Genomic DNA, 21,239 nt, shown 5'->3' on the forward strand with positions numbered 1-21,239 from the left:
TCCGGGACCTGGTTGGGAAGGTGGGCGCATCATTCCATGTTTATGCGCGCCGCGCCAGCGCATGCAAACCTGCTAAGCTGGCGTCCAGCACCAGCACCAGCTCCCCATCCACCATCCATCGACACCATGAGAAGCATTGCCCAGATCCTCAGCGACAGCAAGACCATCGCCATCGTCGGCCTGTCCGACAAGCCCGAGCGCGCCAGCCACGAAGTGGCGGCCTACCTCCAGCAGCATGGCTACCGCATCCTGCCGGTCAATCCAAGCTATGCCGGCCAGGCCATCCTCGGCGAGCCGGTGTTCGCCACGCTGCAGGAAGCAGCCGATGCGCTGGCCGCGGACGGCCAGCGCATCGACATCGTCGACTGCTTCCGCAAGGCGGACGACATCCCGCCGATCGCGCGCGACGCCATCGCCGTGCGTGCCGGCTGCCTGTGGATGCAGCTCGACATCGAGAACCAGGCCGCGGCCGACCTCGCGCGCGCTGCCGGGCTTGACGTGGTGATGAACCACTGCATCAAGATCGAGCACCGCAGCCTGAACGGCTAAGGACCCGCACCTGCACCGTCGGCGCCGGTCATGACAGCGCTTGCCTGCGTTACAATCGTGGTATCCCAACCAGCGCAAAGCCTCGCCATGTCCAAGCCCACCTTCCTGTCCGTCGCCGTGCTGGCGGCCCTGGCCGGCGCCGCCCTGTCGCAGCCGGCCGCCGCGCAGGCGACCAACGCGGCCAGCCCGGTGCCGGCCGCCGCGCGCATGCCAGCTGCCTGCCCGGCCATCCTCAAGCAGAACTTCAAGCGCCTGCAGGACGAGGCGCCGCAGGACTTGTGCCAGTACGCCGGCAAGGTGGTGCTGGTGGTGAACACGGCCAGCTATTGCGGCTTCACCAAGCAGTACGAGGGACTGGAGAAGCTGTATGCCAAGTACGGCGGGCGCGGCCTGGTGGTGCTGGGCTTCCCCTCGAACGACTTCGGCAAGCAGGAGCCGGGCAGCGCCAAGGAGATCGCCGATTTCTGCTTCAACACCTATGGCGTCAAGTTCCCCATGTTCGCCAAGAGCTCGGTCACGGGGCCGGAAGCTAACCCGCTGCACGCCAGCCTGGCTCAGGCCACCGGCCAGGCGCCCAAGTGGAACTTCACCAAGTACCTGATCGGCCGCGACGGCAAGGTGCTCGCGCATTTCCCAAGCAAGGTCACGCCCGAGGACCCGGCACTGGTCGGCAAGATCGAACAGGCTCTGTGATCCGATCGGATTGAATAACCTTTCTGGTATTGTGGTTATTTGATCCACATCAACGATTTTTTTGCGCTGCATCAATATGCTTACCTCGTCACTGATGACATGACGAAAGGTAAACAGCATGAAAACGATGTTGCAGCATGGCCTGGTCCTGGTACTTGCCCTCGCCGGTAGCCAGGCCCTGGCCCAGGACCAGACCCAGGAAAGCGGCTGGATGGTACGCGCGCGCGCCGTCCATATCAACCCGGCCGACCGTTCCACGCCGCTCGCCGGCACCGGCGGCAGCGACCGCATCCACGTGTCCAACAAGACCATTCCGGAACTCGACATCAGCTACTTCTTCACGCCCCAGCTGGCGGCCGAGCTGATCCTGACGTATCCCCAGAAGCACGACGTGATGCTCGATGGCGCCCGCATCGGCAGCCTGCGCCACCTGCCGCCGACCCTGAGCGCGCAGTACCACTTCGCGCCGCAGGCCGCGCTGAATCCCTACCTCGGCGTCGGCGTCAACTACACCCGCATCTCGCACGTCAAGCTGCTCAACGGCGCGGCCGACCTTGAAAAGAACAGCTGGGGTCTGGCGCTGCAGGCCGGCGTGGACATCCGTCTCGATGCGCGCTGGTCGCTGAACGTGGACGTGAAAAAGCTGAACCTGCGCAGCGACCTGCTGCTCGGCGGTGCACACGCCAGTACGGTGAAGGTGGACCCGCTGCTGTTCGGCGTCGGCGTCGGCTACCGTTTCTGAGCGCCCGGAGAGGGTCTTAGTCGCGCTGCGGGTCGTCCAGCAGCACCGCCCGCAGCGGCCCGCGCAGCGCGTTGCAGACGACGATGTCGTCTGCCTGCGCCAGCATGGCGCGCGTGATCACGCGCTCGCTCGCGTTCCAGGCCGGCGCCGCCAGCAGCACGGCGCGCATCACGCCCGGCAGCACGCCGCTCGACAGCGGCGGCGTGTACCACGCGGCGCCGAAGCGCACGAACACATTGCTGCGTCCCCCCTCGGTCAATTCCCCCCGTTCGTTGAAGAACAGGGCGTCGAACGCGCCTTGCGCCTCGGCGGCGCGCCAGGCGGCGTCGTAGCCGGCCCGCAGCGCCGTCTTGTGGCGTAACAGGGCGTCGCCCGAGTGCGTGCCTTCCCGCGCCAGCAGGAGCCGCACCGGTTCGGCCAGCGGCGCGAGCGGGGCCGCCTGCAGCTGCAGTTCTCCGTCCGGGGCGACGGCCAGGCGCAGCCGGTGCAGCCCGCCGGGCGGCAGCGCCGCGCAGGCGGCATCCAGTGCCGCGCGCGCGGCGGCCGGGTCGAAGGCATGGCCCGCATAGCGGCAGGAAGCGGCCAGGCGCGCCAGGTGCCGGTCCAGATGGCGGCAGCCTTCATCGCGCGAGGCGCGCAGGGTCTCGAACAGGGTGAACGCATTGGGCAGGCCGGTGAGGAAGCGCGCCTTGAGCTGGCATTCTGCGTATTCGGAAGCGGCGTCGCTGTCGTACACGATGCCGGCCCCGACCCCCAGTTCGCCCCTGCGGGTGCGTCCCTGCGGCGCCTCCAGTGCCAGGGTACGGATCGGCACCGACAGGCAGAAGTCGCCGATGGCCGCGCCGGGCGCCGGCGGATCGAACCAGCCGATCGCGCCCGTATAGATGCCGCGCGCGTCGGGTTCGAGTTCGTGGATGATCTCCATCGTGCGCCGCTTCGGTGCCCCGGTAATCGAACCGCAGGGGTACAGGGCGGCGAACAGCTGCTCCAGGCTGGCGTCCGGCCGCAGGCGCGCCTGCACGGTCGAGGTCATCTGCAGCACGCCGCCATAGCGTTTCACTTCGAACAGGGCGGGCACCGCGACGCTGCCAGTCTGTGCCACCCGTCCCAGGTCGTTGCGCAGCAGGTCGACGATCATCAGGTTCTCGGCGCGGTTCTTGGGGTCGCGGGAGAGGGCGCGCGCGCGTTCCTCGTCCACCGCGTCCGCGCCGCTGGCCGGTGCCGTGCCCTTCATCGGACGTGCCAGCAGGGTGCCGCCGTCCAGGCGCACGAACAGCTCGGGCGAGAAGGACAGCACCGCGCCGCCGTCCGGCAGGGCCACCAGCGCCCCGTAGGGCACGCGCTGGCGCGCCCGCAGCCGCGCGTACAGGCCCGCCAGGGGACCGTAGGCATCGAAGCGCAGGCGGTAGGTGTAGTTGACCTGGTAGGTGTCGCCGGCCGCGATGTAGTCGCGGATGCGGCCGATCGCGGCGCTGAACGCGGCTTCGTCCACGTTGGCTTCGATGCCCGCCACGCCGGCCGGCTCGCCAGGAGCGGCGCGGGTGGCGATCCAGGCCTCGACCTGGGCCGCGTCGAGGTGCTCGCAGGTCTCGAACAGCAGCACCCGGGCCAGCGGCGCAGCGCTCGCATGGGCGGGCAGGCCCTGCAGCTGCGCGCCCAGCTCGTAGCTCAGCAGCGGCACCGCGTACAGGCCGCGCCCGAGCGCTTCCTGCATCTCGCGCAGCAGCTGCGGCCAGCCGGCCGCGTCAAGGCAAGCGAGCGTGCCGGCGTGGCGGCTGTACAGGCGGGAGCGGGCCTCGGTGGCGGCGCTGGCATCGTCCAGCAGGGCGAAGACTTCCTGGGTGTCCATGCGTACGTGTGTATGTCTGGCCGCGGGAGATCCTAGGCCGCCAGCAGCAGCGACAGCTGCAGCGCCGTGCCCTCGGCCGGGTTCTGGCGGAAGCCGCTCTTGGCGTAGCGGTGCCAGCGGCCGGTCACGTAGCTCACCAGCATGCTGGCGCGCGCGCCGACGTCGGCCTCGTCGCCGTGGCCCTGGGTGACGGCGACCCGCAGCGCGCCTTTGAAGGCCAGCTCGATCCGGTCGTAGAAGCCGTTCATGCGCAGCTGCAGGCGCTCGTCTTCGCCCACCAGGGCGTCGCCGATCAGGACCCGGGTCATGCCGGGATTGTTGCTGGCGAAGGAGAGCAGCATCTGCAGGATGGCGTGCGCCTGGTGCACGCCGTTTTCCTCGCGCTCGGCGATCTGGTTGATTAGGCCGAACACGCTGGATTCGATGAAGTCGATCAGTCCTTCGTACATCTGGGCCTTGCTGGCGAAGTGGCGGTACAGCGCGGCCTCCGAGACCGACAGGCGCGCCGCCAGCGCCGCCGTGGTGATCTTCTCGCCTTTCGGCTGCTCGAGCATCGAGGCCAGCGCCTGGAGGATTTGCAGCTTGCGCTGGCCCGGCTTGGAACTTGCCATGTGATCCCTAGTCTGTGTCGTTGGTTTTGTTAGCGCAGCCGGTGCAGGCGTGCGGGCAACTGCCGGACGGATTTTACTTTGACATCGACGTAACCGGGGCGTTTCAGGGTCCTCGGCAAGGGGGCCTTGCCGATCGGATCGCTCATGCGCAGGTATTGGGTCACCCACACGGTGCGCAGGCCGAGCCGGCTGGCGCTTTTCAGGTTGGCCAGCGTGTCCTCGACCAGGATGCAGCGGCGCGCCGCCACGCCGTGCTTGCGCAGCAGGCGGCGCAGCATCAGGCCCGATGGTTTCGGACGCAGCTGGCGGTGCACGTGCATGTGCTCGATCGCGACATGGTGCGCGAAATGCCGGCTCAGGCCGAGGTGGCGCATCACCTCGGTCGAATAGCGGGTCGGGGCATTGGTGAGCAGGATCTTGCGCCCCGGCAGGCGCCGCAGCAGGGTGCCAAGGCCCTTTTCCGCGCGCACCAGCTTGTCGAGGGCGCCGATGTCGTGGGTGACGTGCAGGAAGTCGGTGGCCGACACGCTGTGGTGGCGGATCATGCCGAGCAGGGTGGCGCCATAGCGCTTCCAGTAGCCGAGGCGGGCGGCATCCACTTGCGCCTGGCTGGCGGGGGCGACGCCGTCGCCCAGCACGCGCGCGATATACGTGTTCATGTTGGCGCTGATCGCAGGAAAAATCGCGTGCGACGCGTCATGCAGCGTGTTGTCGAGGTCAAACAGCCAGACGGGTGAGGGCAAGGTATGATTTGGCACGGTTTCCAGACGAACGGAGTAAGGGATGCGACATCCGATTATAGTGGTCTTCCTGGCCCTGTTCCTGATGGCTTGCCAGGCCGTGGGCGCCGAGCGCGGCGCTTTGTTCCGGGTGACCGGGCACGGCCACACCCTGCACCTGTACGGCACCATCCACGCCGGCCGCGCCGGCTTCTATCCGCTCGAGCCGCGCATCGCCCAGGCGCTGGCGGCCGCGCCCGCGCTGGCGCTGGAAATCGACCCGTCCGCGTATACGCCCGCGATGACGGCGACCCTGTCCCGCTACGCCGTGTTCGCACCCGGCAGCCCCGGCATCGCCGCCCTCGCCCCCGAGCGGCGCTCCCGCATCGAGGCCGCCTTGATGCAGCACGGGATCGCGCGCGAGGACATCGCCGGCCTGAAACCCTGGATGCTGGTGACGATGCTGGCGCAGCGCGAAGCGGCCGCGCTCGGCTATGTGGCCGAATACGGCGTCGACGTCCACCTGGCACGGCTGGCGCATGAGGGCAGGGAAGGGCGCGGGCGTCCGCTGCGCGTGGTCGAACTCGAGACCTGGGAATACCAGCTGGCGCTGTTCGACCGGCTCACCGACGAACAGCAGTGGCGCCTGCTCGAGGAAACGCTGGCCGAGATGGCCTCGGGCCGGCAGCGGCAGGAAACCCGTGCGCTGTTCGACGCCTACGAACGCGCCGACCAGGAGGCGCTGGAGGCGATCGCCCGGCGCATCGACAGCGATGACAGCATCGGCGGCGCCTACCTGCGCCAGGTGGTGCTGCACGAACGCAACGGACCGATGGCGGACAAGATCGCTTCGCTGCTGGCGCGAGAGGACAAGGCGGTGGTGGCGGTGGGCCTGCTGCACCTGATCGGCAAGCACAGCCTGCCCGAGCTGCTGCGCAAGCGCGGCATCAAGGTGGAACGGATCTACTAGGAGGGTAGTGCAGGAGGAATACAGCGGGAGGAAAATGGTGCCCTTGACGTGGATTGAACACGTGGCCTCTCCCTTACCAAGGGAGTGCTCTACCACTGAGCTACAAGGGCATTCAGGTCATTCTCCGTGGCGGATGTTTCCGCCACAAAAAATTTAGTGAGACCGGATCATAGTGCCAAAAGCCTGTTCGGTCAAGACTTCCAGCAACAAACTGTGTTCGATACGCCCGTCGATGATGTGGACCGTATTGACGCCCGATTTCGCGGCATCCAGCGCCGACGAGATTTTCGGCAGCATGCCACCCGAAATCGTGCCGTCTTCGAACATCTCGTCGATCTCGCGCGCCGACAGGTCGGTGACCAGGTTGCCGGCCTTGTCCTGCACGCCCGCGATGTTGGTCATCATGATCAGCTTCTCGGCTTTCAGGATCTCGGCGATCTTGCCGGCGACGACGTCGGCATTGATGTTGTAGGCCTGGCCGTCCTGGCCGAAGCCGATCGGCGAGATGATCGGGATGAAGGCGTCGTCCTGCAGCGCTTTCACGACCGCCGGGTTGATGGCCTCGATTTCGCCGACGAAGCCGATGTCGAGGAACTCGCCCGGCTTTTCCTTGTCTGGCATGCTCATGCGGCGTGCGCGGATCAGGCCGCCGTCCTTGCCGGTCAGGCCCACGGCCTGGCCGCCGTAGTGGTTGATCAGCATGACGATGTCCTGCTGGACTTCACCGCCCAGCACCCATTCGACCACTTCCATGGTCTCTTCGTCGGTGATGCGCATGCCCTGCACGAAAGTGCCCTGCTTGCCGATCTTCTTCAGCGCATTGTCGATCTGCGGACCGCCGCCATGCACCACGACCGGATTCATGCCCACCAGCTTGAGCAGGATGACGTCGCGCGCGAAGCCGTGCTTCAGGCGCTCGTCGGTCATGGCGTTGCCGCCGTATTTGATGACGATGGTCTTGCCGTGGAAATTACGGATATAGGGAAGCGCCTCGGCCAGGATCTGCGCCTTGATCTGCGGCGACACCTTGGTCAGATCGCTGGGTTGGTCGTCGGTATTCAGGCTGCTCAGGCTTGGGTTCATGGGTGGTCCAAAATAAATGTCGCAAGATTTTAAGGCAACAGGGTAGTCCTTGTGCTGATTATATGGCGTCTTGTTGTATTTTATGGGCGGTTCCCCACCGTACCAAGACATGCAATTCATTCCACACAGGAACACCTTATGAGTACCTGCACCCGCTGCGGCGCGCAGTTCGGCTGCGCCATGGTGGACGGCAGCCCCGAGCCCTGCTGGTGCACGGCCTTGCCGCCGGCCGTGCCGGTGCCGCAGGAGGCGGCCGGCTGCTGGTGTCCGGCCTGCCTGCGCGCGCATATCGCGGCCGCGCTGGCGAACACCCAGGCTGCGTCCTAGCGCCGGGTACGGAAGAACCGCATCATTTCGCGGCTCGCGTCCGGTCCCTTGCCATCGGTATAACTGCCGCGCGCGTTTCCGCCCGACCAGGCGTGGCCCGCCCCATGGATCAGCCAGTGCTCGGCATGCACTGTGCCGTCTGCGTGGTGGTGGGTGGTGCGGGTATAGGCGTGGCCATCGGGCACCTGGCCCGGTTCCGCCGTCCTGCGCGCGGCGCGCGCATGCGCCACCAGCGCGTCGCCATTGGCCGGATGCACGGTGGTATCGCGGTCGCCATGGAACACGATGACCGGCAGCGGTCGTCCCGGCGCCTGGCTGCGCCGGAACTCGCCCTTCATCGCCGCCAGCGCCGAAGGCAGGTCGTTCGCCGCCGCGAACGGCAGGCCCGAATGCACGCCGACCGCGGCGTACAGGTCCGGATACAGGGTGCCCATGATGGTGGCCATCGCGCCTCCCGCCGACAGTCCGGCCACGAAGACCTGGCGCGCATCGACCGGGTAGCGTGCCATCACGTCGCGTGTGATGCCGGCGATGATCGACGGTTCGCCACGTCCGTGCTGCTGGTCCGCCTCGTTGAACCAGTTCCAGCAGCGCGAAGGGTTGGCCGCCTGCGACTGGGCCGGATAGACCACCAGGCAGCGCAATTCCTCGGCCAGCGCGTTCATGCCGGTGCCGTGCGCGAAATCGTCGGGGTCCTGGGTGCAGCCGTGCAGCATGACCACCAGCGCGGCCGGTTCTTCTCCCAGCGTGCTCGGCACGTACAGCTTGTAGTCGCGCGCGCCGGCCGCGTTGGCATGGCTGCCGCTGATGAAGCTGCCCGGCCAGGAAGCCTGCGCTTCGGTGCCGCCCAGGCCGCCGAACTGCTCGCGCACCGCCTCCATGCTGCGCTGCAGGTTGGCGAGCATGTCCGGCATCGTGCCGGCGGGCGCGGCCTGCCTGGCCGCGCCGTTCGCGGGCGGTGGGTTGAGGTCGCGCATCGGCGGCGCGCCGGAAGGGGCAGCGGAGCGCTGGAAGGCGTTGGCATGCTTCATCGCTTCCTGCACGATGGCTGCGGTATCGACCGGGCCCTTGTTCAGGAGCGTCCGGGTCGCCTTGCGCATGTGGGCGAGCAGCTGCTTGTTCAGTTTCATGGTTGTCCTTTGGCCGGCGCGCTTACTGGATGCGCGCGGCGAGTGCCGTCTTGACCGCGCTGCTGGCATGCAGCGCGCCCAGGACGACGATGGAGTCGATGGTGTCCAGCGCCAGCTCGGGCGTGACGTCGTGGGCGATGCTGGCCAGGCCCAGCACCTGAATGTGCAGGCGCTCGCCGGCGGCGCGCGCCCGTTCTAGGTCGGCGCGCGTGTAATGGTGCATGCCGAGCACCAGGCTGCGCCGCGCCACCGTCTGGCGCACGACATCGGCATGCGCCTGCAGCTGGTTGCGGATCGCCGTGCGGATCAGGTCGGAACGGTTGGCATAGAAGCCTTCGCTCACCAGGAGGTCGATCTGGCCGAGGTCGATCGGTCCCAGGTTGATCGTGATCTTCTCCGAATCCGCCGGTCGCGCCGTTTCCCTGGCCGCAACCGCTTTGACAAGGTCCTTGCTCATCATGCCTTTCATGGCATACAGCCAGCTTGCACCATCCACATGGATGGTCCATGGAGTGTACGCCCCTGACCCCCCGGGTCAAGCGTGATTTCACCAAATGCGCCAGGCTGGGTTAATCTGCGCACATGCGCGCAGAAATACAACTCGGCCATTGTTTTGAATGGCGCTACACGGTCCCGCGGCGTGCCACGGTGCCCGAGCTCTACCACGACACGCCGTTCTGCCGCGACATGCCGGCGGTGCTGGCCACCGGCTACCTGGTCGGCATGATGGAACTGGCCTGCCTGCACGGGCTGATGCCCTTCATGGACTGGCCCGCCGAGCAGAGCCTGGGTACGATGGTGAGCTTTCGCCACCTGGCGCCGACCCCGCCCGGCATGACGCTCACGATCCGCGGCAGCGTGCTGGAAGTCGAGGGGCGCCGGGTGCGCTTCCGGGTCGAGGCCTGGGACGAGGTGGAGAAGGTGTGCGAAGGCATCCACGAGCGGCACCTGATCGACCCGGCGCGCTTCGCGGACAAGCTGGCGCGCAAGCAGGCGCAGTGGCGCGCGGCCGCTCCGCCGGCCTGAGCATGGCCCCTGCGCAATGAGCGATAATGCGCGATGGCCTTGCCCTTACCGAATATGAAACCTGATGACCTCGGCTGATACTTCCATGCTGGATTCCACACCGCCGCCGCGCGCCGCCGCCGTCCCCCTCGTGGTGGACCTCGACGGCACCCTGACCCCGACCGATACCCTGGTCGAATCCGTGCTGCTCCTGGCCAAGGCCACACCGCTGGCCCTGTTCAAGCTGCCCCTATGGCTGGCGCGCGGGCGCGAAGTCATGAAATCCGAGATCGCCAGCCGGGTCAGCCTGGCGCCGGACCAGCTGCCCTACCGCCAGGACCTGCTCGACTACCTGGCAGCCGAGAAGGCGGCCGGGCGCACCCTGGTGCTGGCCACCGCCGCCCACCGTTCGATCGCCGAAGGCGTGGCCGGCCACCTGGGCCTGTTCGACCGGGTGCTGGCCACCGACGGCGCGACCAACCTGAAGGGAGTCAACAAGCTGGCCGCGATCCGCGCCGAAGTCGGACCGGCCTTCGCCTATGCGGGCGACAGTGCGGCCGACCTGCCGGTGTGGGAGGGCGCCCAGGCCGCGGTGCTGGTGGGCGCCTCGGCGGCGGTGGCGCGCACGGTGCGCGCGCAGCACCCGGTGGAAAAGGAATTCGCCCGTCCCGCCGCCGGCCTGGGCACCTGGCGCAAGGCGCTGCGCATGCACCAGTGGGCCAAGAACGTGCTGCTGTTCGTGCCCCTGCTGACCGCGTTCTCCTTCCTGCCCGAAGACCTGGCCACCATGCTGCTGGCCTTCTTCTGTTTTTCGCTGGCGGCATCGAGCACCTATATCGCCAACGACCTGTGGGACCTCGGCAACGACCGCCGCCACCCGCGCAAGCGCCTGCGGCCGTTCGCCAGCGGGGCGCTGCCGATCGGCAGCGGGGTGGGCGCGGCGCTGCTGCTGATGCTGGGCGCCTTTGCGCTGGCCTTCACCATCAATACCGGATTCGTGGCGATGCTGGCGTCCTACGTGGTACTGACCACGGCCTACAGCTGGTGGCTGAAGGAGCGCGTCCTGCTCGACGTGCTGATGCTGTCGGTGCTGTACACCCTGCGCATCGTGACCGGCTCGGTGGCGGTGGGCATCCACACCACCTCCTGGCTGCTGGCCTTCTCGCTGTTCGTGTTCCTCAGCCTGGCGCTGGTGAAGCGCTGCTCCGAACTGCAGCTGATGCAGCAGCGCGGCCAGGCCAATGCGCACGGGCGCGACTATCGCGTGGTCGACCTGGCCGTGCTGTGGCCGATGGGCCTGGCCTCGGCGCTGGCGGCGGTGGTGGTGCTGGGCCTGTTCATCAACGCGTCCGAGACGGCGGCGCGCTACGCCAGTCCGGTGCTGCTGTGGGGCCTGGCGGCCCTGATGATCTACTGGCTGGGCCGCCTGTGGATCAAGACCGCGCGCGGCGAGATGGACGACGACCCGGTGCTGTACGCGCTGAAAGACCGCGGCAGCCGGCTGGCGCTCGGCCTGATGGTCGTGGTGGCCATTTGCGCCCACTACATCGACGTGAAGGCGCTGATCGGATGAACCCCGGCATGAACCCCGAACTGCCACACCCTGTTCCTTCGCCCTGCATCAACGTGTGCGAGATGGATGCCGCCACCGGCCTGTGCCGCGGCTGCCTGCGCACGATCGACGAGATCGTCGCCTGGGGCGCTGCGGGAGACGACTACAAGCGCGCCGTCTGGAACGAGATCCGGCGCCGCGAGGCGGCGATCGACTGGGGCTGAAGTGGACCTGCGCCTGCCGTCGTCGGTCCACGTGTTCGAGCGGGGCTGGCTCTCGTCCAACAACATCCTGTTCAGCGGGGAGGGCGGCACGGCGCTGGTCGACAGCGGCTATGTGACCCATGCGGCGCAGACCCTGGCCCTGGTACGCCATCGGCTCGGCGAGCGCCCGCTCGAACGCCTGCTCAACACCCACCTGCATTCGGACCATTGCGGCGGCAACGCGCTGCTGCAGCAGGCCTATGCCTGCCATACCGCGATTCCCGCGCTCGACGCGGCCAGGGTGGCGGCCTGGGACGAGGAGGCGCTGAGCTACCGCGCCACCGGCCAGCAGTGCGCGCGTTTCAGCTTCGATGCGACCCTGGCCCCGGGCGACACCCTGCAGCTGGGCGACCTGCCCTGGCAGGTGCTGGCCGCGCCCGGCCACGATCCGCATGCGCTGTTGTTCTACTGCGCCCGGGAGGGCATCCTGATCTCCGGCGACGCGCTGTGGGAGAACGGCTTCGGGGTGGTGTTTCCCGAACTGGCGGGCGAACCCGGCTTCACGGAAGTCGGCGCCACGCTGGACCTGGTCGCCAGCCTCGACGTCCGCCTCGTCATTCCCGGCCACGGCCCCGTGTTCGGCGAGGTCGGCGCCGCGCTGGCGCGCGCCCGGGCACGGCTCGACTACCTGGCGGCCGACCCGGTGCGCAATGCGCAGAACGCGGTCAAGGTGCTGCTCAAGTTCCTGCTGCTGGAGCGGCGCGCGCTGGCGCTGGAGGCGCTGCCCGGCCTGCTGGTGTCGATCCCGCTGGTGGAACGGGTGCGCCGCACCCTGCTGCCGATGGCGCCGCACGCGCTGGCGCAATGGGCCACGGCCGCGCTGCTGCGGGCCGGCGCTGCGCGCATCGAGGAGGCGCGCCTGGTCGATGTTTAGAGTCCGGAATCTAGCACGATCGTTCTTTTTTCACGGCATAATGCCCCTTCCTCCACCGACCACCGAGAGCCTTCCATGACGCTGCCCACCGTGCTGCAAGACCTGACCCTTCCCGTCATCGCCTCGCCGATGTTCATCGCCAGCGGCCCCGCGCTGGTGGCGGCCCAGTGCAAGGCCGGCATCGTCGGCTCCTTCCCGGCCCTGAACGCGCGTCCGGCCGAGCTGCTCGACACCTGGCTGACCGACCTGCAGCGCGAGCTGGCCGACTACGCGGCCGCCAATCCGGGCGCGAAGGTGGGCCCGATCGCGGTGAACCAGATCGTGCACGCTTCCAACGACCGCCTGGCGCACGACGTCGAGGTGTGCGTGAAGCACCAGGTGCCGATCATCATTTCGTCGCTGCGCGCGCCGCCGCAGGAAATGCTGGACGCGGTGCACGCCTATGGCGGCATCGTGCTGCACGACGTGGTGTCGATCCGCCATGCGCAGAAGGCGCTGGAGGCGGGCGTGGATGGCCTGATCCTGGTGGCGGCCGGCGCCGGCGGCCATGCGGGCGCGCTGTCGCCGTTCGCGCTGGTGGGCGAGGTGCGCAAGTTCTTCCAGGGCCCGCTGGCGCTGTCCGGCTCGATCGCCACCGGCGACGCCATCCTCGCGGCCCAGGCCATGGGCGCCGATTTCGCCTACATCGGCTCGCGCTGGCTGGCGACCAGGGAATCGAACGTGTCCGATGCCTACCGCGAGGCGATCGTGGATTCGACGGCGGCCGACGTGGTGTACACCAACCTGTTTACGGGGGTGCACGGCAACTACCTGAAGAAATCGATCGTCGCGGCCGGGCTGGATCCGGACAATCTGCCGGAATCGGACAAGAGCAAGATGAGCTTTGGTTCGGGCAGCGCCAAGGCCTGGCGCGACATCTGGGGCGCGGGCCAGGGCGTGGGCCTGATGGACGACGTGCCGAGCGTGGCGGACATGGTGGAGCGCTTGCAGCGCGAATACGCGGCGGCGCGCGCGCGCCTGGCGCTGCGCTGAAGTTGTCCGCGTGGGCAGGAGAGCTGCCCACGCTACGATGTCAGTCCAGGCGCTTCGCGTCCGGCACCGGGAATGCCGGTTCCGGCTCGGCCGCGCTGAGGTCTTTCTGGTTGATCGACCACAGTCCCGGCAAATTGCGCCAGTAGTTGTACACGTCCATGCCGAAGCCGACCACGAACTCGTTCGGCAGGGTCAAGCCCACCAGGTCGGCCTGGATCGGCTTGGCGCGCTTGAGGTCCTTGTCGGCGAACACCGCGACGATCACCTCGGCCGCGCCCATGTCGAGCAGGCGCTGCTTCACATGGGCCAGGGTTTCTCCTTCGTCCAGGATGTCGTCCACCACCACGATGGTGCGTCCGGCCACGTCCTGGCGCGGGATCACCTTCCAGACGATCTCTCCGCCGCGGTCGGCGTCGCCGTAGCGGCTGACGTGGATGTAGTCGAATTCGAGCGGGAAGTCGAGCTGCGGCAGCAGGTGGCCGGTGAACACCACGGCGCCGCCCATCACCCCCAGCACCAGCGGGAAGGACTTCTGTTCGGGATGGCCGAAGCGCTCATTGAGCGCGCTGGCGACGCGCGCTACCGCGGCCTGCACTTCCTCGGGCGTGACGATCTGGGTGGCGTTGGCCAGCAGCGCGCGGGCGCGGTCATAGTGGTAGTCTTGCATGTTCACTCTGGTCGAAAAAGGATCGGGTCGATTATGCGCCATTCGTCCTGGCCGCTGCGTTCCTGTTGGAAGCGCGGCTTCAGGTGCCGGCGGTGGGGCTGCCTACCGCGTGGCCGTCCAGGATCTCGCGCTGCAGCTTGCGCGTGAGTTTGGCGAATACCAGCTCGTAGGAACGGCGCAGCAGGGCGGCGAATTCGGCGTCTTCCAGCTGCGCCTCGGGGGTGACGAACACCCATTTGGCGCGCGCCAGGTAGGGCGCCGGCACGATGCCGGGACGGTCGCTGAGCTCGAGGAAACGCGCGTCGTCCGCCTTCAGGCTGAATCCCGCCGAGGGGCCGTCGCGGTTGGTCACGGCGAACATCTTCGCGCCCACCGAGAACACGGTGTCGTGGTCCCATTTGCAGTCTTCGGTGCAGCCGGGGAAGCTGCGGCAGAGCGTCTTGGCCGCTTCGAAATCCATGCCTGTTTCCTGTGCCGGCCGGGCCGGTCGTGCTGTCGATGGCGCATTGTAGCGGATGATGTCGTAGCGCAATACGTCGACGCGCCACGCCGGGGCTTTGCGGCGTATCATACGTCGCTTGGAGAACAACTGAACCACAAGCCATGTCCACCCCCGAATTCGAACAAGCCCGCTCCCGCAAACTCGCCCTCCTGCGCAGCGCGATGGCGCGCGCCGGCATCGACGCCTGTGTCGTGCCCTCGAGCGACCCGCACCTCTCGGAATACCTGCCCGGCCACTGGAAGGGCAGGGAATGGCTGTCCGGCTTCACCGGCTCGGTAGGCACCTTCATCGCCACCGCCGATTTCGCCGGCGTCTGGACCGATGGCCGCTACTGGACCCAGGCCGAGACCGAACTGGCCGGCGGCGAAGGAGCGGACCGGATCGCCCTGATGAAGATCCCGGGCGCGGCCAGCCAGCTGCACGTGGACTGGCTGGCGGCCAATCTGCGGCCTGGCCAGACCGTGGCGGTGGATGCGCGCGTGCTCGGCCTGGCCAGCGCGCGCCTGCTGGCCGATGCGCTGTCGGCCAAGGGGATCGCGCTGCGCACCGACCTCGACCTGCTGGACGAGGTCTGGGACGACCGCCCGGCGCTGCCGGCCGACCCGGTGTTCGAGCACCTGCCGCCCTTCGCCACTACCAGCCGCGCGGATAAACTGGCCGCGACCCGCGCCGCGATGGAACAGCACGGCGCCGGCTACCATGTCATGTCGACGCTGGACGACATCGCCTACCTGTTCAACCTGCGCGGCGCCGACGTCAGCTACAACCCGGTGTTCCTGGCGCATGCGCTGCTCGGACGCGCCGACGCCACCCTGTTCGTCGGCGAAGGCAAGGTGCCGCCCGCGCTGCGCGCACGCCTAGAAGCGGACGGCGTGCACCTGGCGCCCTATGCCAACGCCGCCACCGCCCTGGGCGCGCTGCCAGACGGCGCCACCCTGCTGCTCGACCCGCGCCGCGTCACCGCCGGCATGCGCGCCGCCGTCGCCGAGGGCGTGCACGTGGTGGAAGCGATCAACCCGACCACCTTCGCCAAGTCGCGCAAGAGCGAGAGCGAAGCGGCCAACGTGCGCGCCGCCATGGAACAGGACGGCGCGGCCCTGTGCGAATTCTTCGCCTGGCTGGAAGCGGAACTGGCCGACGGCCGCGCTCCGGATACCCGTACTTCGCTGGACGAAGTGGCGATCGATACCCATATCACGGCCGCCCGCGCGCGCCGTCCGCACTTCGTGAGCCCGAGCTTTTCCACCATCGCCGGCTTCAACAGCAATGGCGCGATCATGCACTACCGCGCCGCGCAGGAGACTTGCGCGACCATCGCGGGCGACGGCCTGCTGCTGATCGACTCGGGCGGCCAGTACCTGGGCGGCACCACCGACATCACGCGCGTGATCCCGGTCGGCACCCCATCGGATGCGCAAAAGCGCGACTACACGCTGGTGCTGAAGGGCCTGATCAACCTGTCCTCGACGCGCTTCCCGCGCGGCACCCGCGCGCCGCTGCTGGACGCGATCGCGCGCGCCCCGATCTGGGCCGCCGGCATCGACTATGGCCACGGCACCGGCCACGGCGTCGGCTACTTCCTGAACGTGCACGAAGGCCCGCAGTCGATTTCGCCAAGCGTGCCGCCCGACCCGCACACGGCGATGGAGCCGGGCATGATCACCTCGATCGAGCCGGGCATCTACCGCCCGGGGCGCTGGGGCATCCGGATCGAGAACCTGGTACTGAACCAGCTGGTCGACACGACCGAGTTCGGCGACTACCTGGGCTTCGAGACCCTGACCCTGTGCCCGATCGACACCCGCCCGCTCGACCGCGCCCTGCTGCGCGAGGACGAGGCGGCCTGGCTCAACGCCTACCACGCGATGGTGCGTACGCGCCTGGCGCCGCTGGTCGAGGGCGCGGCGCGCGACTGGCTGATGCTGCGCACGGAGGCGATCTGATGGCCGGCGCCCGTTCCACCCGCGCCAGCGCGGCCGTCGAGCGCCTCAAGAAGCGTACCGGGAACGGCGCGTATTCGATGGCGCGCACGGGCGATGGCCTGTTCTACCTGTCGGAGGCGCCCGGCGCGCCGGCGCTGAACGCGCCGCTCGAGCTGGACGACTTCGTCGCCTTCGTCAACGGCCTCGGTCCGCAGGAGGTCAAGCGCATCAGCAAGCACGACGAGGCTTTCGAGAAGCAGCTGGTGCGCAAGAAGCCGGAAGCGTGAAGCCAGGTCTATGCCAACCAATTCCCTGCTTGCGCCTTACTGGTCCGAATCCAGCATCTATGTCAATGCGCTGATCCTGCTGCACCTGGCGGGCGCGCTGGCGCTCGGCCTGCTGGTCGGCTACGAGCGCGCCTACCACGGCCGCGCGGCCGGCATGCGCACCTATGGCCTGGTGTGCATGGCATCGGCCGCGCTGACCATCCTGGCCGGCTATCCGGACGTGTGGTATGGCGGCCATGCCGGCGTGCTGGCGCCGGTCGATCCGACCCGCATCATCCAGGGCGTGGTGACCGGCATCGGCTTCCTCGGCGCCGGCGTCATCATGCGCGAAGGTTTCAACATCAGCGGCCTTACCACCGCGGCCTCGATCTGGGCCTCGTCCGCGATCGGGATCCTGGTCGGCGTGGGGTTTTACCTGGCGGCGATGGGCCTGGCCTTCTTTTCGGGGATGATCATGATCTACCTGAACCGGCTGGAAACCATCCTGCCTTCGCGCCACGCGGTGGCGGTACGCATGCGCTTCAAGCCGGAAGTGATGCCGCGCGAGGACGTGCTGCGCCAGGCCGCGCTCGAGCGCGGCTACGAGATCGCCGGCAGCTCGCTCACGATCAGCAGCGATGCCGGACGCCAGGAATGGCGCTTCGTGGCGCTGGCGCTGTCGCGCAAGAGCGGCGCCTCGCTGGCCGAGCTGGCCGAGGAGCTGGCCGCGTTCGAGGGACTGGAAGCCTTCCAGCTGTCCCACGCCCGCAATTAAGCATAACAATCACAACGATAGCTTCGCCTAATCCATAATTGGGGTGACTCCAATGCAAGCACAAGACGTTCTCGATTTCTGGTTCCTGCCCAAGGGCAGCGAGGGCCATGGCAAACAGCGCATCGAATGGTTCCGCAAGGACGCCGCCTTCGATGCCGCGCTGCGCCAGCGCTTCGACGGCCTGATCAAGCAGGCGGTGGCCGGCGGACTGCGCGAATGGGATGAGCAGGGCCCGCGCGGCATCCTGGCGCGCATCCTGGTGCTCGACCAGTTCACCCGCAACGCCTACCGCGGCCAGCCGGAATCCTTCGGTGGCGACACGCTGGCGCTGGCGGCGGCGCACCAGCTGGTGGAATCCGGCGCGCACCTGGCCCTGTCGCCGGTCGAGCGCCAGTTCGCCTACATGCCCTTCGAGCACGCGGAAGACGCGCGCATGCAGGAACAGGCGGTGACCCTGTTTACCGAACTGGCCGCCGCCCACGAGGGTTTCGGCGAAGCGCTCGACTATGCGCACCGCCACCGCGGCGTGATCGCGCGCTTCGGCCGCTTCCCGCACCGTAACCCGATCCTCGGCCGCGCATCCACGCCGGAAGAACTGGCCTACCTGGCCCTGCCCGGCGCCGGCTTCTGAGGTGGCGCCGACGCTGAACCTGGTCGGCGCCGGCCACGTGGGCCGGGTGCTGGGGCGCCTGTTCGCGTCCAGCGGTGCCTTTACGGTGCAGGACGTGCTGACCCGCGGCGCGGACAGCGCGCGCGCGGCGGTCGCCTTCATCGGCGCCGGCCGCGTGTGCGCTTCGGTGGAGGCGATGCGCCCGGCCAGTGTGTGGATGCTGGCGGTGGGCGACGACGCGATCGTCCCGGCCTGCGAACGCCTGGCCGCCGCTGGCCAGCTGGACGGCGCCATCGTGTTCCACTGCAGCGGCGCCAAGGCTTCCAGCGAACTGGCGGCGGCGCGTGCGGCCGGTGCCCTGGTCGCCAGCGTGCACCCGGTGCGCAGCTTCGCCGACCCGCAAGCGGTGGCTGCCGATTTTGCCGGCACCTATTGCGGCGTGGAAGGCGATGCCGCCGCACTGGCGGTGCTGGAAGCGGGCTTCGGCACGATCGGCGCGCGCACCGTGCGCATCGATCCTGCCCAAAAGACGGTGTATCACGCGGCCGCCGTGTTCGCATCGAACTACCTGGTGACGGTGCTCGACGCGGCCCTGCGCGCCTATGTCGCGGCCGGGGTCCCGGAACAGGTAGCGCGCGAACTGGCGCGCCCGCTGGCAAGCGAGGCGCTGGCCAATGTGTTCCGCCTCGGACCGGAAGCCGCGCTCAGCGGCCCGGTGGCGCGCGGCGACCATGCCACGGTGGCGCGCCAGCAGGAGGCCGTCAGCCGCTGGCACCCGGCCACCGGACAGCTGTACGAGGCGCTGGTGGCCCCGACCGCCGACCTGGCCCGCCGCAAGCGCGGCGTTTCCTGAACTTTCCTCACTGACTGGAGTAGCGATGTACCTGACTGCCTGGGCCACCCTGGCCGCCCTCGGCGTGTATTTCTGGACTGGCGTGAACGCCGGCCGCGCGCGTATCCGCCACGGCATCCCCGCGCCTTCGATGGAAGGCCCGGAAGCCTTCCAGCGCTGCCAGCGGGTACAGGCCAACACGCTGGAACAGCTGCCGCTGCTGCTGGTGCCGCTGTGGCTGTGCGCCTTCTTCCTGGGCGATGCCTGGGCCGCCGCCGGCGGGCTGCTGTGGTGCCTGGGCCGGGTGGCCTACGCGCTCGGCTACTACCGCGATCCGGCACGCCGCGAGATCGGCTTCGTGACCGGCATGCTGGCCAGTGCGTTGTTAATTGGCGGCACTGTATGGGGCCTGGTGCTGCGCTAAAGCGAAAAAAGACCACATGGAGATCGACAAAGTTCCTAGAGAGCAATAAGCTAGGACGCTGATAACCCATGCGGTGCCGCCAGCCAGGCGTCGCGGATACCAGGAGAAGGAGAGAACATGCTGTTCCTGAAGAGCACCAGTGTCACCAGGTCCCCCGGCATCTACGAAGTCGACGTCGCTGCCAAGCCGCCGGGCAAGACCTTCGGTGTGTTCCTGGCGACCGATCCGGACCATCCGCCGCAAGCCGTCCTGGCCGGCCTGGCGCAGCTTGGCTTCAAGAATACTCACCAGCAGAGCTATGTCCACAAGGACAAGGGCAAGGTGCTGGACCTGCATTTCCAGAAGGATGGCAGCGACCTGTTCAACGGCTGGAAGGCCGAGGAGTGCAGCGCCAACCTGGCCGCGATCGAGGCCCTGTTCAGCGGGGTCGGCATCGCTGTCACCCCGCGGGTGATGAGCCTGGCCGAAGCCTACGCCTGAGCGAAGCTCAAGCCTGTACCTCGATGTGGTACAGCGCCCACGGGCAGTTCCCGAACCGTTCCCGCACTGGCCGCGCCGCCATCTCCGGCACGCGGTCCGCGTCGTAGACGGCCCACAGCGGACCGAGGCCGCCGAGCGCCATCGGCTGGCCGTCGAGCTCGGTGGCCACCAGGTAGTTCCAGGCCCGCAGCCGGGCCATCGGCACCGCGGCGGCATAGCCATCCACTGCCCGCAGCACTACCTGCGCGGCGCCATCGGTCCGGACGCCGGCCAGGGCCAGCACGTCCACCAGCAGCGGGCCGCGCAGCGCATGGGGCTTGCCATCGTACTCCAGGGTCGGCCGGATGGTCCGGGCCGGCAAGGCCGCGACGGTGTCGAAATCCAGCGCGAACGCGCGCGTAAAATCCAGCTTCTGCTTGAACATCATCTGGTCGCGCACCGGGTCGCGCGGGCCGCGGTTGCTGCGTCCGATGGCGCCGGTGATGGTCAGCAGGGCCGGCCCCCGGGGCGGGCGCGGACTGGCGGCCGAGGCCAGGGGCAAGGCGCCGGAGGCCAGTGCCGCACCCAGGAAATGACGTTTATCCATGCGAAAATGCGCTCATGTGGAAAATCGACATCATAGGCGTGAAACCGCAGCATGGATCTGTTTTCTGAAGAGGCGGCGCTCACGCCCATCCCCATCCGCGACGGCGAGCTGGCGTTCCTGGCGCAGCTGGCGCTGCCATGGCCGAACGAGGCCGTGCTGGCCCGCCTCGTCGAGGAGACCGCGTGGCGCGCGGAAACCGTCGTCGTCTACGGCAAGCGCCACCTGCAGCCGCGCCTGAGCGCCTGGCATGGCGAGAAGGGCTACCGCTATGCGGGGCTGGCGCTGGCGCCCTTGCCCTTCACTCCCTTGCTCGACACGCTGCGCCGCGCCGCGCAGGCCGCAACCGGCCACCCCTACAACAGCGTGCTGCTGAACTATTACCGCGATGGCCGGGACAGCATGGGCATGCACAGCGATAACGAACCGGAACTGGGCCCGGAGCCGGCCATCGCTTCGCTCAGCTTTGGCGCTACCCGCAGCTTCATCCTGCGCCACAGGCGTAGCGGAGAAACGCTGAAACTGGCGCTGACGGATGGCAGCCTGTTGTTCATGGGCGGAGCCTTGCAAGCCAACTGGTTGCATGGAATCAACAAAACAAGCAGGCCGCTTGGCGCGCGTATCAACCTAACTTTCCGTAACATCGTCTAACACTGCGCCTTTGTTCGGCATTTTCTGTTGTGTATATCTGACTAATCGGTCATTAATTTACACTTTCTTACAGTTCTTACGGGATTGGGACGGTTTCGATCTTGCGTGGATGCTATCTTGGGATATCG

The 21,239-nt window shown here is 68.0% G+C and carries 27 protein-coding genes and 1 tRNA gene; 18 read left to right on the forward strand and 10 right to left on the reverse strand.

Annotated elements, in window-relative coordinates; all coding sequences use genetic code 11:
* The first annotated feature begins 126 nt into the window (after positions 1-126).
* The 3 genes from LE190_RS07550 (at position 127) to LE190_RS07560 (ending at position 1,984) form a co-directional block, all read left to right on the forward strand.
* Positions 127-549 carry a CoA-binding protein gene (locus LE190_RS07550; RefSeq protein WP_225238151.1) on the forward strand — a complete coding sequence of 141 codons (423 nt, stop codon included), beginning with the start codon at positions 127-129 and terminating at the stop codon, positions 547-549.
* A gap of 87 nt (positions 550-636) precedes the next feature.
* Entirely contained in the window at positions 637-1,242 is a 606-nt protein-coding gene (locus LE190_RS07555) for a glutathione peroxidase (RefSeq protein WP_225238152.1), read from the forward strand.
* Between the two features lie 118 nt (positions 1,243-1,360).
* Positions 1,361-1,984 (forward strand): OmpW/AlkL family protein, encoded by a 624-nt coding sequence (locus tag LE190_RS07560; protein ID WP_225238153.1) that lies wholly within the window; start codon positions 1,361-1,363, stop codon positions 1,982-1,984.
* A gap of 16 nt (positions 1,985-2,000) precedes the next feature.
* On the opposite strand, the gene pabB is transcribed toward LE190_RS07560, so the two are convergent.
* From pabB to LE190_RS07575, 3 genes are read right to left on the reverse strand one after another with little or no spacing between them, the layout of a single operon-like run.
* Entirely contained in the window at positions 2,001-3,833 is a 1,833-nt protein-coding gene (pabB, locus tag LE190_RS07565; protein ID WP_225238154.1) for an aminodeoxychorismate synthase component I, read from the reverse strand.
* A gap of 32 nt (positions 3,834-3,865) precedes the next feature.
* Positions 3,866-4,444 (reverse strand): nucleoid occlusion factor SlmA, encoded by a 579-nt coding sequence (slmA, locus tag LE190_RS07570; RefSeq protein WP_225238155.1) that lies wholly within the window; start codon positions 4,442-4,444, stop codon positions 3,866-3,868.
* Between the two features lie 29 nt (positions 4,445-4,473).
* Positions 4,474-5,229: a pyrimidine 5'-nucleotidase gene (locus tag LE190_RS07575; protein ID WP_439847476.1), complete on the reverse strand. Its 756-nt coding sequence runs from the start codon at positions 5,227-5,229 to the stop codon at positions 4,474-4,476.
* Between LE190_RS07575 and LE190_RS07580 the strand changes: the two genes are divergently transcribed.
* Positions 5,228-6,133, forward strand: coding sequence for a TraB/GumN family protein (locus tag LE190_RS07580; RefSeq protein ID WP_225238157.1), 906 nt, complete (start codon positions 5,228-5,230; stop codon positions 6,131-6,133). The genes LE190_RS07575 and LE190_RS07580 overlap by 2 nt on opposite strands.
* Before the next feature lie 35 nt (positions 6,134-6,168).
* On the opposite strand, the gene LE190_RS07585 is transcribed toward LE190_RS07580, so the two are convergent.
* Together LE190_RS07585 and argB are read right to left on the reverse strand one after the other, a co-directional pair.
* Positions 6,169-6,243, reverse strand: a tRNA-Thr gene (locus LE190_RS07585).
* Positions 6,244-6,286: 43 nt separating this feature from the next.
* On the reverse strand, positions 6,287-7,216 hold the full coding sequence (argB, locus tag LE190_RS07590) for an acetylglutamate kinase (protein WP_225238158.1): 930 nt from the start codon (positions 7,214-7,216) through the stop codon (positions 6,287-6,289).
* A gap of 138 nt (positions 7,217-7,354) precedes the next feature.
* Between argB and LE190_RS07595 the strand changes: the two genes are divergently transcribed.
* The gene (locus LE190_RS07595; RefSeq protein WP_225238159.1) at positions 7,355-7,543 is read left to right on the forward strand and encodes a cysteine-rich CWC family protein; all 189 of its coding nucleotides are present in this window, start codon (positions 7,355-7,357) and stop codon (positions 7,541-7,543) included.
* Here the strand turns inward: LE190_RS07595 and LE190_RS07600 are convergent.
* Both LE190_RS07600 and LE190_RS07605 read right to left on the reverse strand, forming a co-directional pair.
* Complete coding sequence (locus LE190_RS07600; protein WP_225238160.1) at positions 7,540-8,673, reverse strand: extracellular catalytic domain type 1 short-chain-length polyhydroxyalkanoate depolymerase; 1,134 nt, start codon at positions 8,671-8,673, stop codon at positions 7,540-7,542. The genes LE190_RS07595 and LE190_RS07600 overlap by 4 nt on opposite strands.
* Positions 8,674-8,695: 22 nt before the next feature.
* Positions 8,696-9,133, reverse strand: coding sequence for a ribbon-helix-helix domain-containing protein (locus tag LE190_RS07605; protein ID WP_225238161.1), 438 nt, complete (start codon positions 9,131-9,133; stop codon positions 8,696-8,698).
* Positions 9,134-9,255: 122 nt separating this feature from the next.
* Between LE190_RS07605 and LE190_RS07610 the strand changes: the two genes are divergently transcribed.
* The 5 genes from LE190_RS07610 (at position 9,256) to LE190_RS07630 (ending at position 13,399) form a co-directional block, all read left to right on the forward strand.
* Positions 9,256-9,699: a thioesterase family protein gene (locus LE190_RS07610; RefSeq protein ID WP_225238162.1), complete on the forward strand. Its 444-nt coding sequence runs from the start codon at positions 9,256-9,258 to the stop codon at positions 9,697-9,699.
* Positions 9,700-9,784: 85 nt separating this feature from the next.
* Complete coding sequence (locus tag LE190_RS07615) at positions 9,785-11,251, forward strand: UbiA family prenyltransferase (RefSeq protein ID WP_225238163.1); 1,467 nt, start codon at positions 9,785-9,787, stop codon at positions 11,249-11,251.
* Positions 11,252-11,259: 8 nt separating this feature from the next.
* The gene (locus LE190_RS07620) at positions 11,260-11,454 is read left to right on the forward strand and encodes a DUF1289 domain-containing protein (RefSeq protein WP_225238164.1); all 195 of its coding nucleotides are present in this window, start codon (positions 11,260-11,262) and stop codon (positions 11,452-11,454) included.
* A 1-nt stretch (position 11,455) separates the two neighbouring features.
* Positions 11,456-12,367 (forward strand): MBL fold metallo-hydrolase, encoded by a 912-nt coding sequence (locus LE190_RS07625; RefSeq protein WP_225238165.1) that lies wholly within the window; start codon positions 11,456-11,458, stop codon positions 12,365-12,367.
* A gap of 75 nt (positions 12,368-12,442) precedes the next feature.
* Entirely contained in the window at positions 12,443-13,399 is a 957-nt protein-coding gene (locus tag LE190_RS07630) for an NAD(P)H-dependent flavin oxidoreductase (protein WP_225238166.1), read from the forward strand.
* Positions 13,400-13,439: 40 nt separating this feature from the next.
* Here LE190_RS07630 and LE190_RS07635 read toward each other — a convergent pair whose 3' ends face one another.
* Positions 13,440-14,066, reverse strand: a complete 627-nt coding sequence (locus LE190_RS07635; RefSeq protein ID WP_225238167.1) for a hypoxanthine-guanine phosphoribosyltransferase — start codon at positions 14,064-14,066, stop codon at positions 13,440-13,442.
* 79 nt (positions 14,067-14,145) lie between these two features.
* Entirely contained in the window at positions 14,146-14,526 is a 381-nt protein-coding gene (locus LE190_RS07640) for an MmcQ/YjbR family DNA-binding protein (protein ID WP_225238168.1), read from the reverse strand.
* Positions 14,527-14,669: 143 nt separating this feature from the next.
* Between LE190_RS07640 and LE190_RS07645 the strand changes: the two genes are divergently transcribed.
* The 7 genes from LE190_RS07645 to LE190_RS07675 all read left to right on the forward strand — a co-directional run bounded on the left by LE190_RS07645 (position 14,670) and on the right by LE190_RS07675 (position 19,877).
* Entirely contained in the window at positions 14,670-16,511 is a 1,842-nt protein-coding gene (locus LE190_RS07645; protein WP_225238169.1) for an aminopeptidase P family protein, read from the forward strand.
* Positions 16,511-16,777 (forward strand): hypothetical protein, encoded by a 267-nt coding sequence (locus LE190_RS07650; RefSeq protein ID WP_225238170.1) that lies wholly within the window; start codon positions 16,511-16,513, stop codon positions 16,775-16,777. Before LE190_RS07645 ends, LE190_RS07650 begins: the two co-directional genes overlap by 1 nt.
* A gap of 10 nt (positions 16,778-16,787) precedes the next feature.
* On the forward strand, positions 16,788-17,531 hold the full coding sequence (locus LE190_RS07655; RefSeq protein WP_225238171.1) for an MgtC/SapB family protein: 744 nt from the start codon (positions 16,788-16,790) through the stop codon (positions 17,529-17,531).
* A 52-nt stretch (positions 17,532-17,583) separates the two neighbouring features.
* Positions 17,584-18,162, forward strand: coding sequence for a DUF924 family protein (locus LE190_RS07660; RefSeq protein ID WP_225238172.1), 579 nt, complete (start codon positions 17,584-17,586; stop codon positions 18,160-18,162).
* A 1-nt stretch (position 18,163) separates the two neighbouring features.
* Positions 18,164-18,994: a Rossmann-like and DUF2520 domain-containing protein gene (locus LE190_RS07665; protein ID WP_225238173.1), complete on the forward strand. Its 831-nt coding sequence runs from the start codon at positions 18,164-18,166 to the stop codon at positions 18,992-18,994.
* A 25-nt stretch (positions 18,995-19,019) separates the two neighbouring features.
* Positions 19,020-19,397, forward strand: coding sequence for an MAPEG family protein (locus LE190_RS07670; protein WP_225238174.1), 378 nt, complete (start codon positions 19,020-19,022; stop codon positions 19,395-19,397).
* Between the two features lie 117 nt (positions 19,398-19,514).
* Positions 19,515-19,877: a hypothetical protein gene (locus LE190_RS07675; RefSeq protein ID WP_225238175.1), complete on the forward strand. Its 363-nt coding sequence runs from the start codon at positions 19,515-19,517 to the stop codon at positions 19,875-19,877.
* Positions 19,878-19,884: 7 nt separating this feature from the next.
* Here LE190_RS07675 and LE190_RS07680 read toward each other — a convergent pair whose 3' ends face one another.
* Entirely contained in the window at positions 19,885-20,463 is a 579-nt protein-coding gene (locus LE190_RS07680; RefSeq protein WP_225238176.1) for a putative pterin-binding protein, read from the reverse strand.
* A 51-nt stretch (positions 20,464-20,514) separates the two neighbouring features.
* Between LE190_RS07680 and LE190_RS07685 the strand changes: the two genes are divergently transcribed.
* A complete protein-coding gene (locus tag LE190_RS07685; RefSeq protein WP_225238177.1) occupies positions 20,515-21,111 on the forward strand; it encodes an alpha-ketoglutarate-dependent dioxygenase AlkB family protein in 597 nt (198 codons plus the stop codon).
* The last annotated feature ends 128 nt before the right edge of the window (positions 21,112-21,239 follow it).

It is taken from the genome of Massilia hydrophila, from assembly GCF_020208145.1.
GTDB lineage: Bacteria > Pseudomonadota > Gammaproteobacteria > Burkholderiales > Burkholderiaceae_D > Telluria > Telluria hydrophila.

Coding starts and splice junctions, on each gene's coding strand:
- LE190_RS07640 (WP_225238168.1), bottom strand. CDS start 14,526: ATGGATTTCGAAGCGGCCAAGACGCTCTGCCGCAGCTTCCCCGGCTGC.
- LE190_RS07615 (WP_225238163.1), top strand. CDS start 9,785: ATGCTGGATTCCACACCGCCGCCGCGCGCCGCCGCCGTCCCCCTCGTG.
- LE190_RS07610 (WP_225238162.1), top strand. CDS start 9,256: ATGCGCGCAGAAATACAACTCGGCCATTGTTTTGAATGGCGCTACACG.
- LE190_RS07550 (WP_225238151.1), top strand. CDS start 127: ATGAGAAGCATTGCCCAGATCCTCAGCGACAGCAAGACCATCGCCATC.
- slmA (WP_225238155.1), bottom strand. CDS start 4,444: ATGGCAAGTTCCAAGCCGGGCCAGCGCAAGCTGCAAATCCTCCAGGCG.
- LE190_RS07600 (WP_225238160.1), bottom strand. CDS start 8,673: ATGAAACTGAACAAGCAGCTGCTCGCCCACATGCGCAAGGCGACCCGG.
- argB (WP_225238158.1), bottom strand. CDS start 7,216: ATGAACCCAAGCCTGAGCAGCCTGAATACCGACGACCAACCCAGCGAT.
- LE190_RS07655 (WP_225238171.1), top strand. CDS start 16,788: ATGCCAACCAATTCCCTGCTTGCGCCTTACTGGTCCGAATCCAGCATC.
- LE190_RS07555 (WP_225238152.1), top strand. CDS start 637: ATGTCCAAGCCCACCTTCCTGTCCGTCGCCGTGCTGGCGGCCCTGGCC.
- LE190_RS07675 (WP_225238175.1), top strand. CDS start 19,515: ATGCTGTTCCTGAAGAGCACCAGTGTCACCAGGTCCCCCGGCATCTAC.
- LE190_RS07660 (WP_225238172.1), top strand. CDS start 17,584: ATGCAAGCACAAGACGTTCTCGATTTCTGGTTCCTGCCCAAGGGCAGC.
- LE190_RS07580 (WP_225238157.1), top strand. CDS start 5,228: ATGCGACATCCGATTATAGTGGTCTTCCTGGCCCTGTTCCTGATGGCT.
- pabB (WP_225238154.1), bottom strand. CDS start 3,833: ATGGACACCCAGGAAGTCTTCGCCCTGCTGGACGATGCCAGCGCCGCC.
- LE190_RS07645 (WP_225238169.1), top strand. CDS start 14,670: ATGTCCACCCCCGAATTCGAACAAGCCCGCTCCCGCAAACTCGCCCTC.
- LE190_RS07605 (WP_225238161.1), bottom strand. CDS start 9,133: ATGATGAGCAAGGACCTTGTCAAAGCGGTTGCGGCCAGGGAAACGGCG.
- LE190_RS07560 (WP_225238153.1), top strand. CDS start 1,361: ATGAAAACGATGTTGCAGCATGGCCTGGTCCTGGTACTTGCCCTCGCC.
- LE190_RS07630 (WP_225238166.1), top strand. CDS start 12,443: ATGACGCTGCCCACCGTGCTGCAAGACCTGACCCTTCCCGTCATCGCC.
- LE190_RS07650 (WP_225238170.1), top strand. CDS start 16,511: ATGGCCGGCGCCCGTTCCACCCGCGCCAGCGCGGCCGTCGAGCGCCTC.
- LE190_RS07635 (WP_225238167.1), bottom strand. CDS start 14,066: ATGCAAGACTACCACTATGACCGCGCCCGCGCGCTGCTGGCCAACGCC.
- LE190_RS07680 (WP_225238176.1), bottom strand. CDS start 20,463: ATGGATAAACGTCATTTCCTGGGTGCGGCACTGGCCTCCGGCGCCTTG.
- LE190_RS07670 (WP_225238174.1), top strand. CDS start 19,020: ATGTACCTGACTGCCTGGGCCACCCTGGCCGCCCTCGGCGTGTATTTC.
- LE190_RS07620 (WP_225238164.1), top strand. CDS start 11,260: ATGAACCCCGAACTGCCACACCCTGTTCCTTCGCCCTGCATCAACGTG.
- LE190_RS07685 (WP_225238177.1), top strand. CDS start 20,515: ATGGATCTGTTTTCTGAAGAGGCGGCGCTCACGCCCATCCCCATCCGC.
- LE190_RS07595 (WP_225238159.1), top strand. CDS start 7,355: ATGAGTACCTGCACCCGCTGCGGCGCGCAGTTCGGCTGCGCCATGGTG.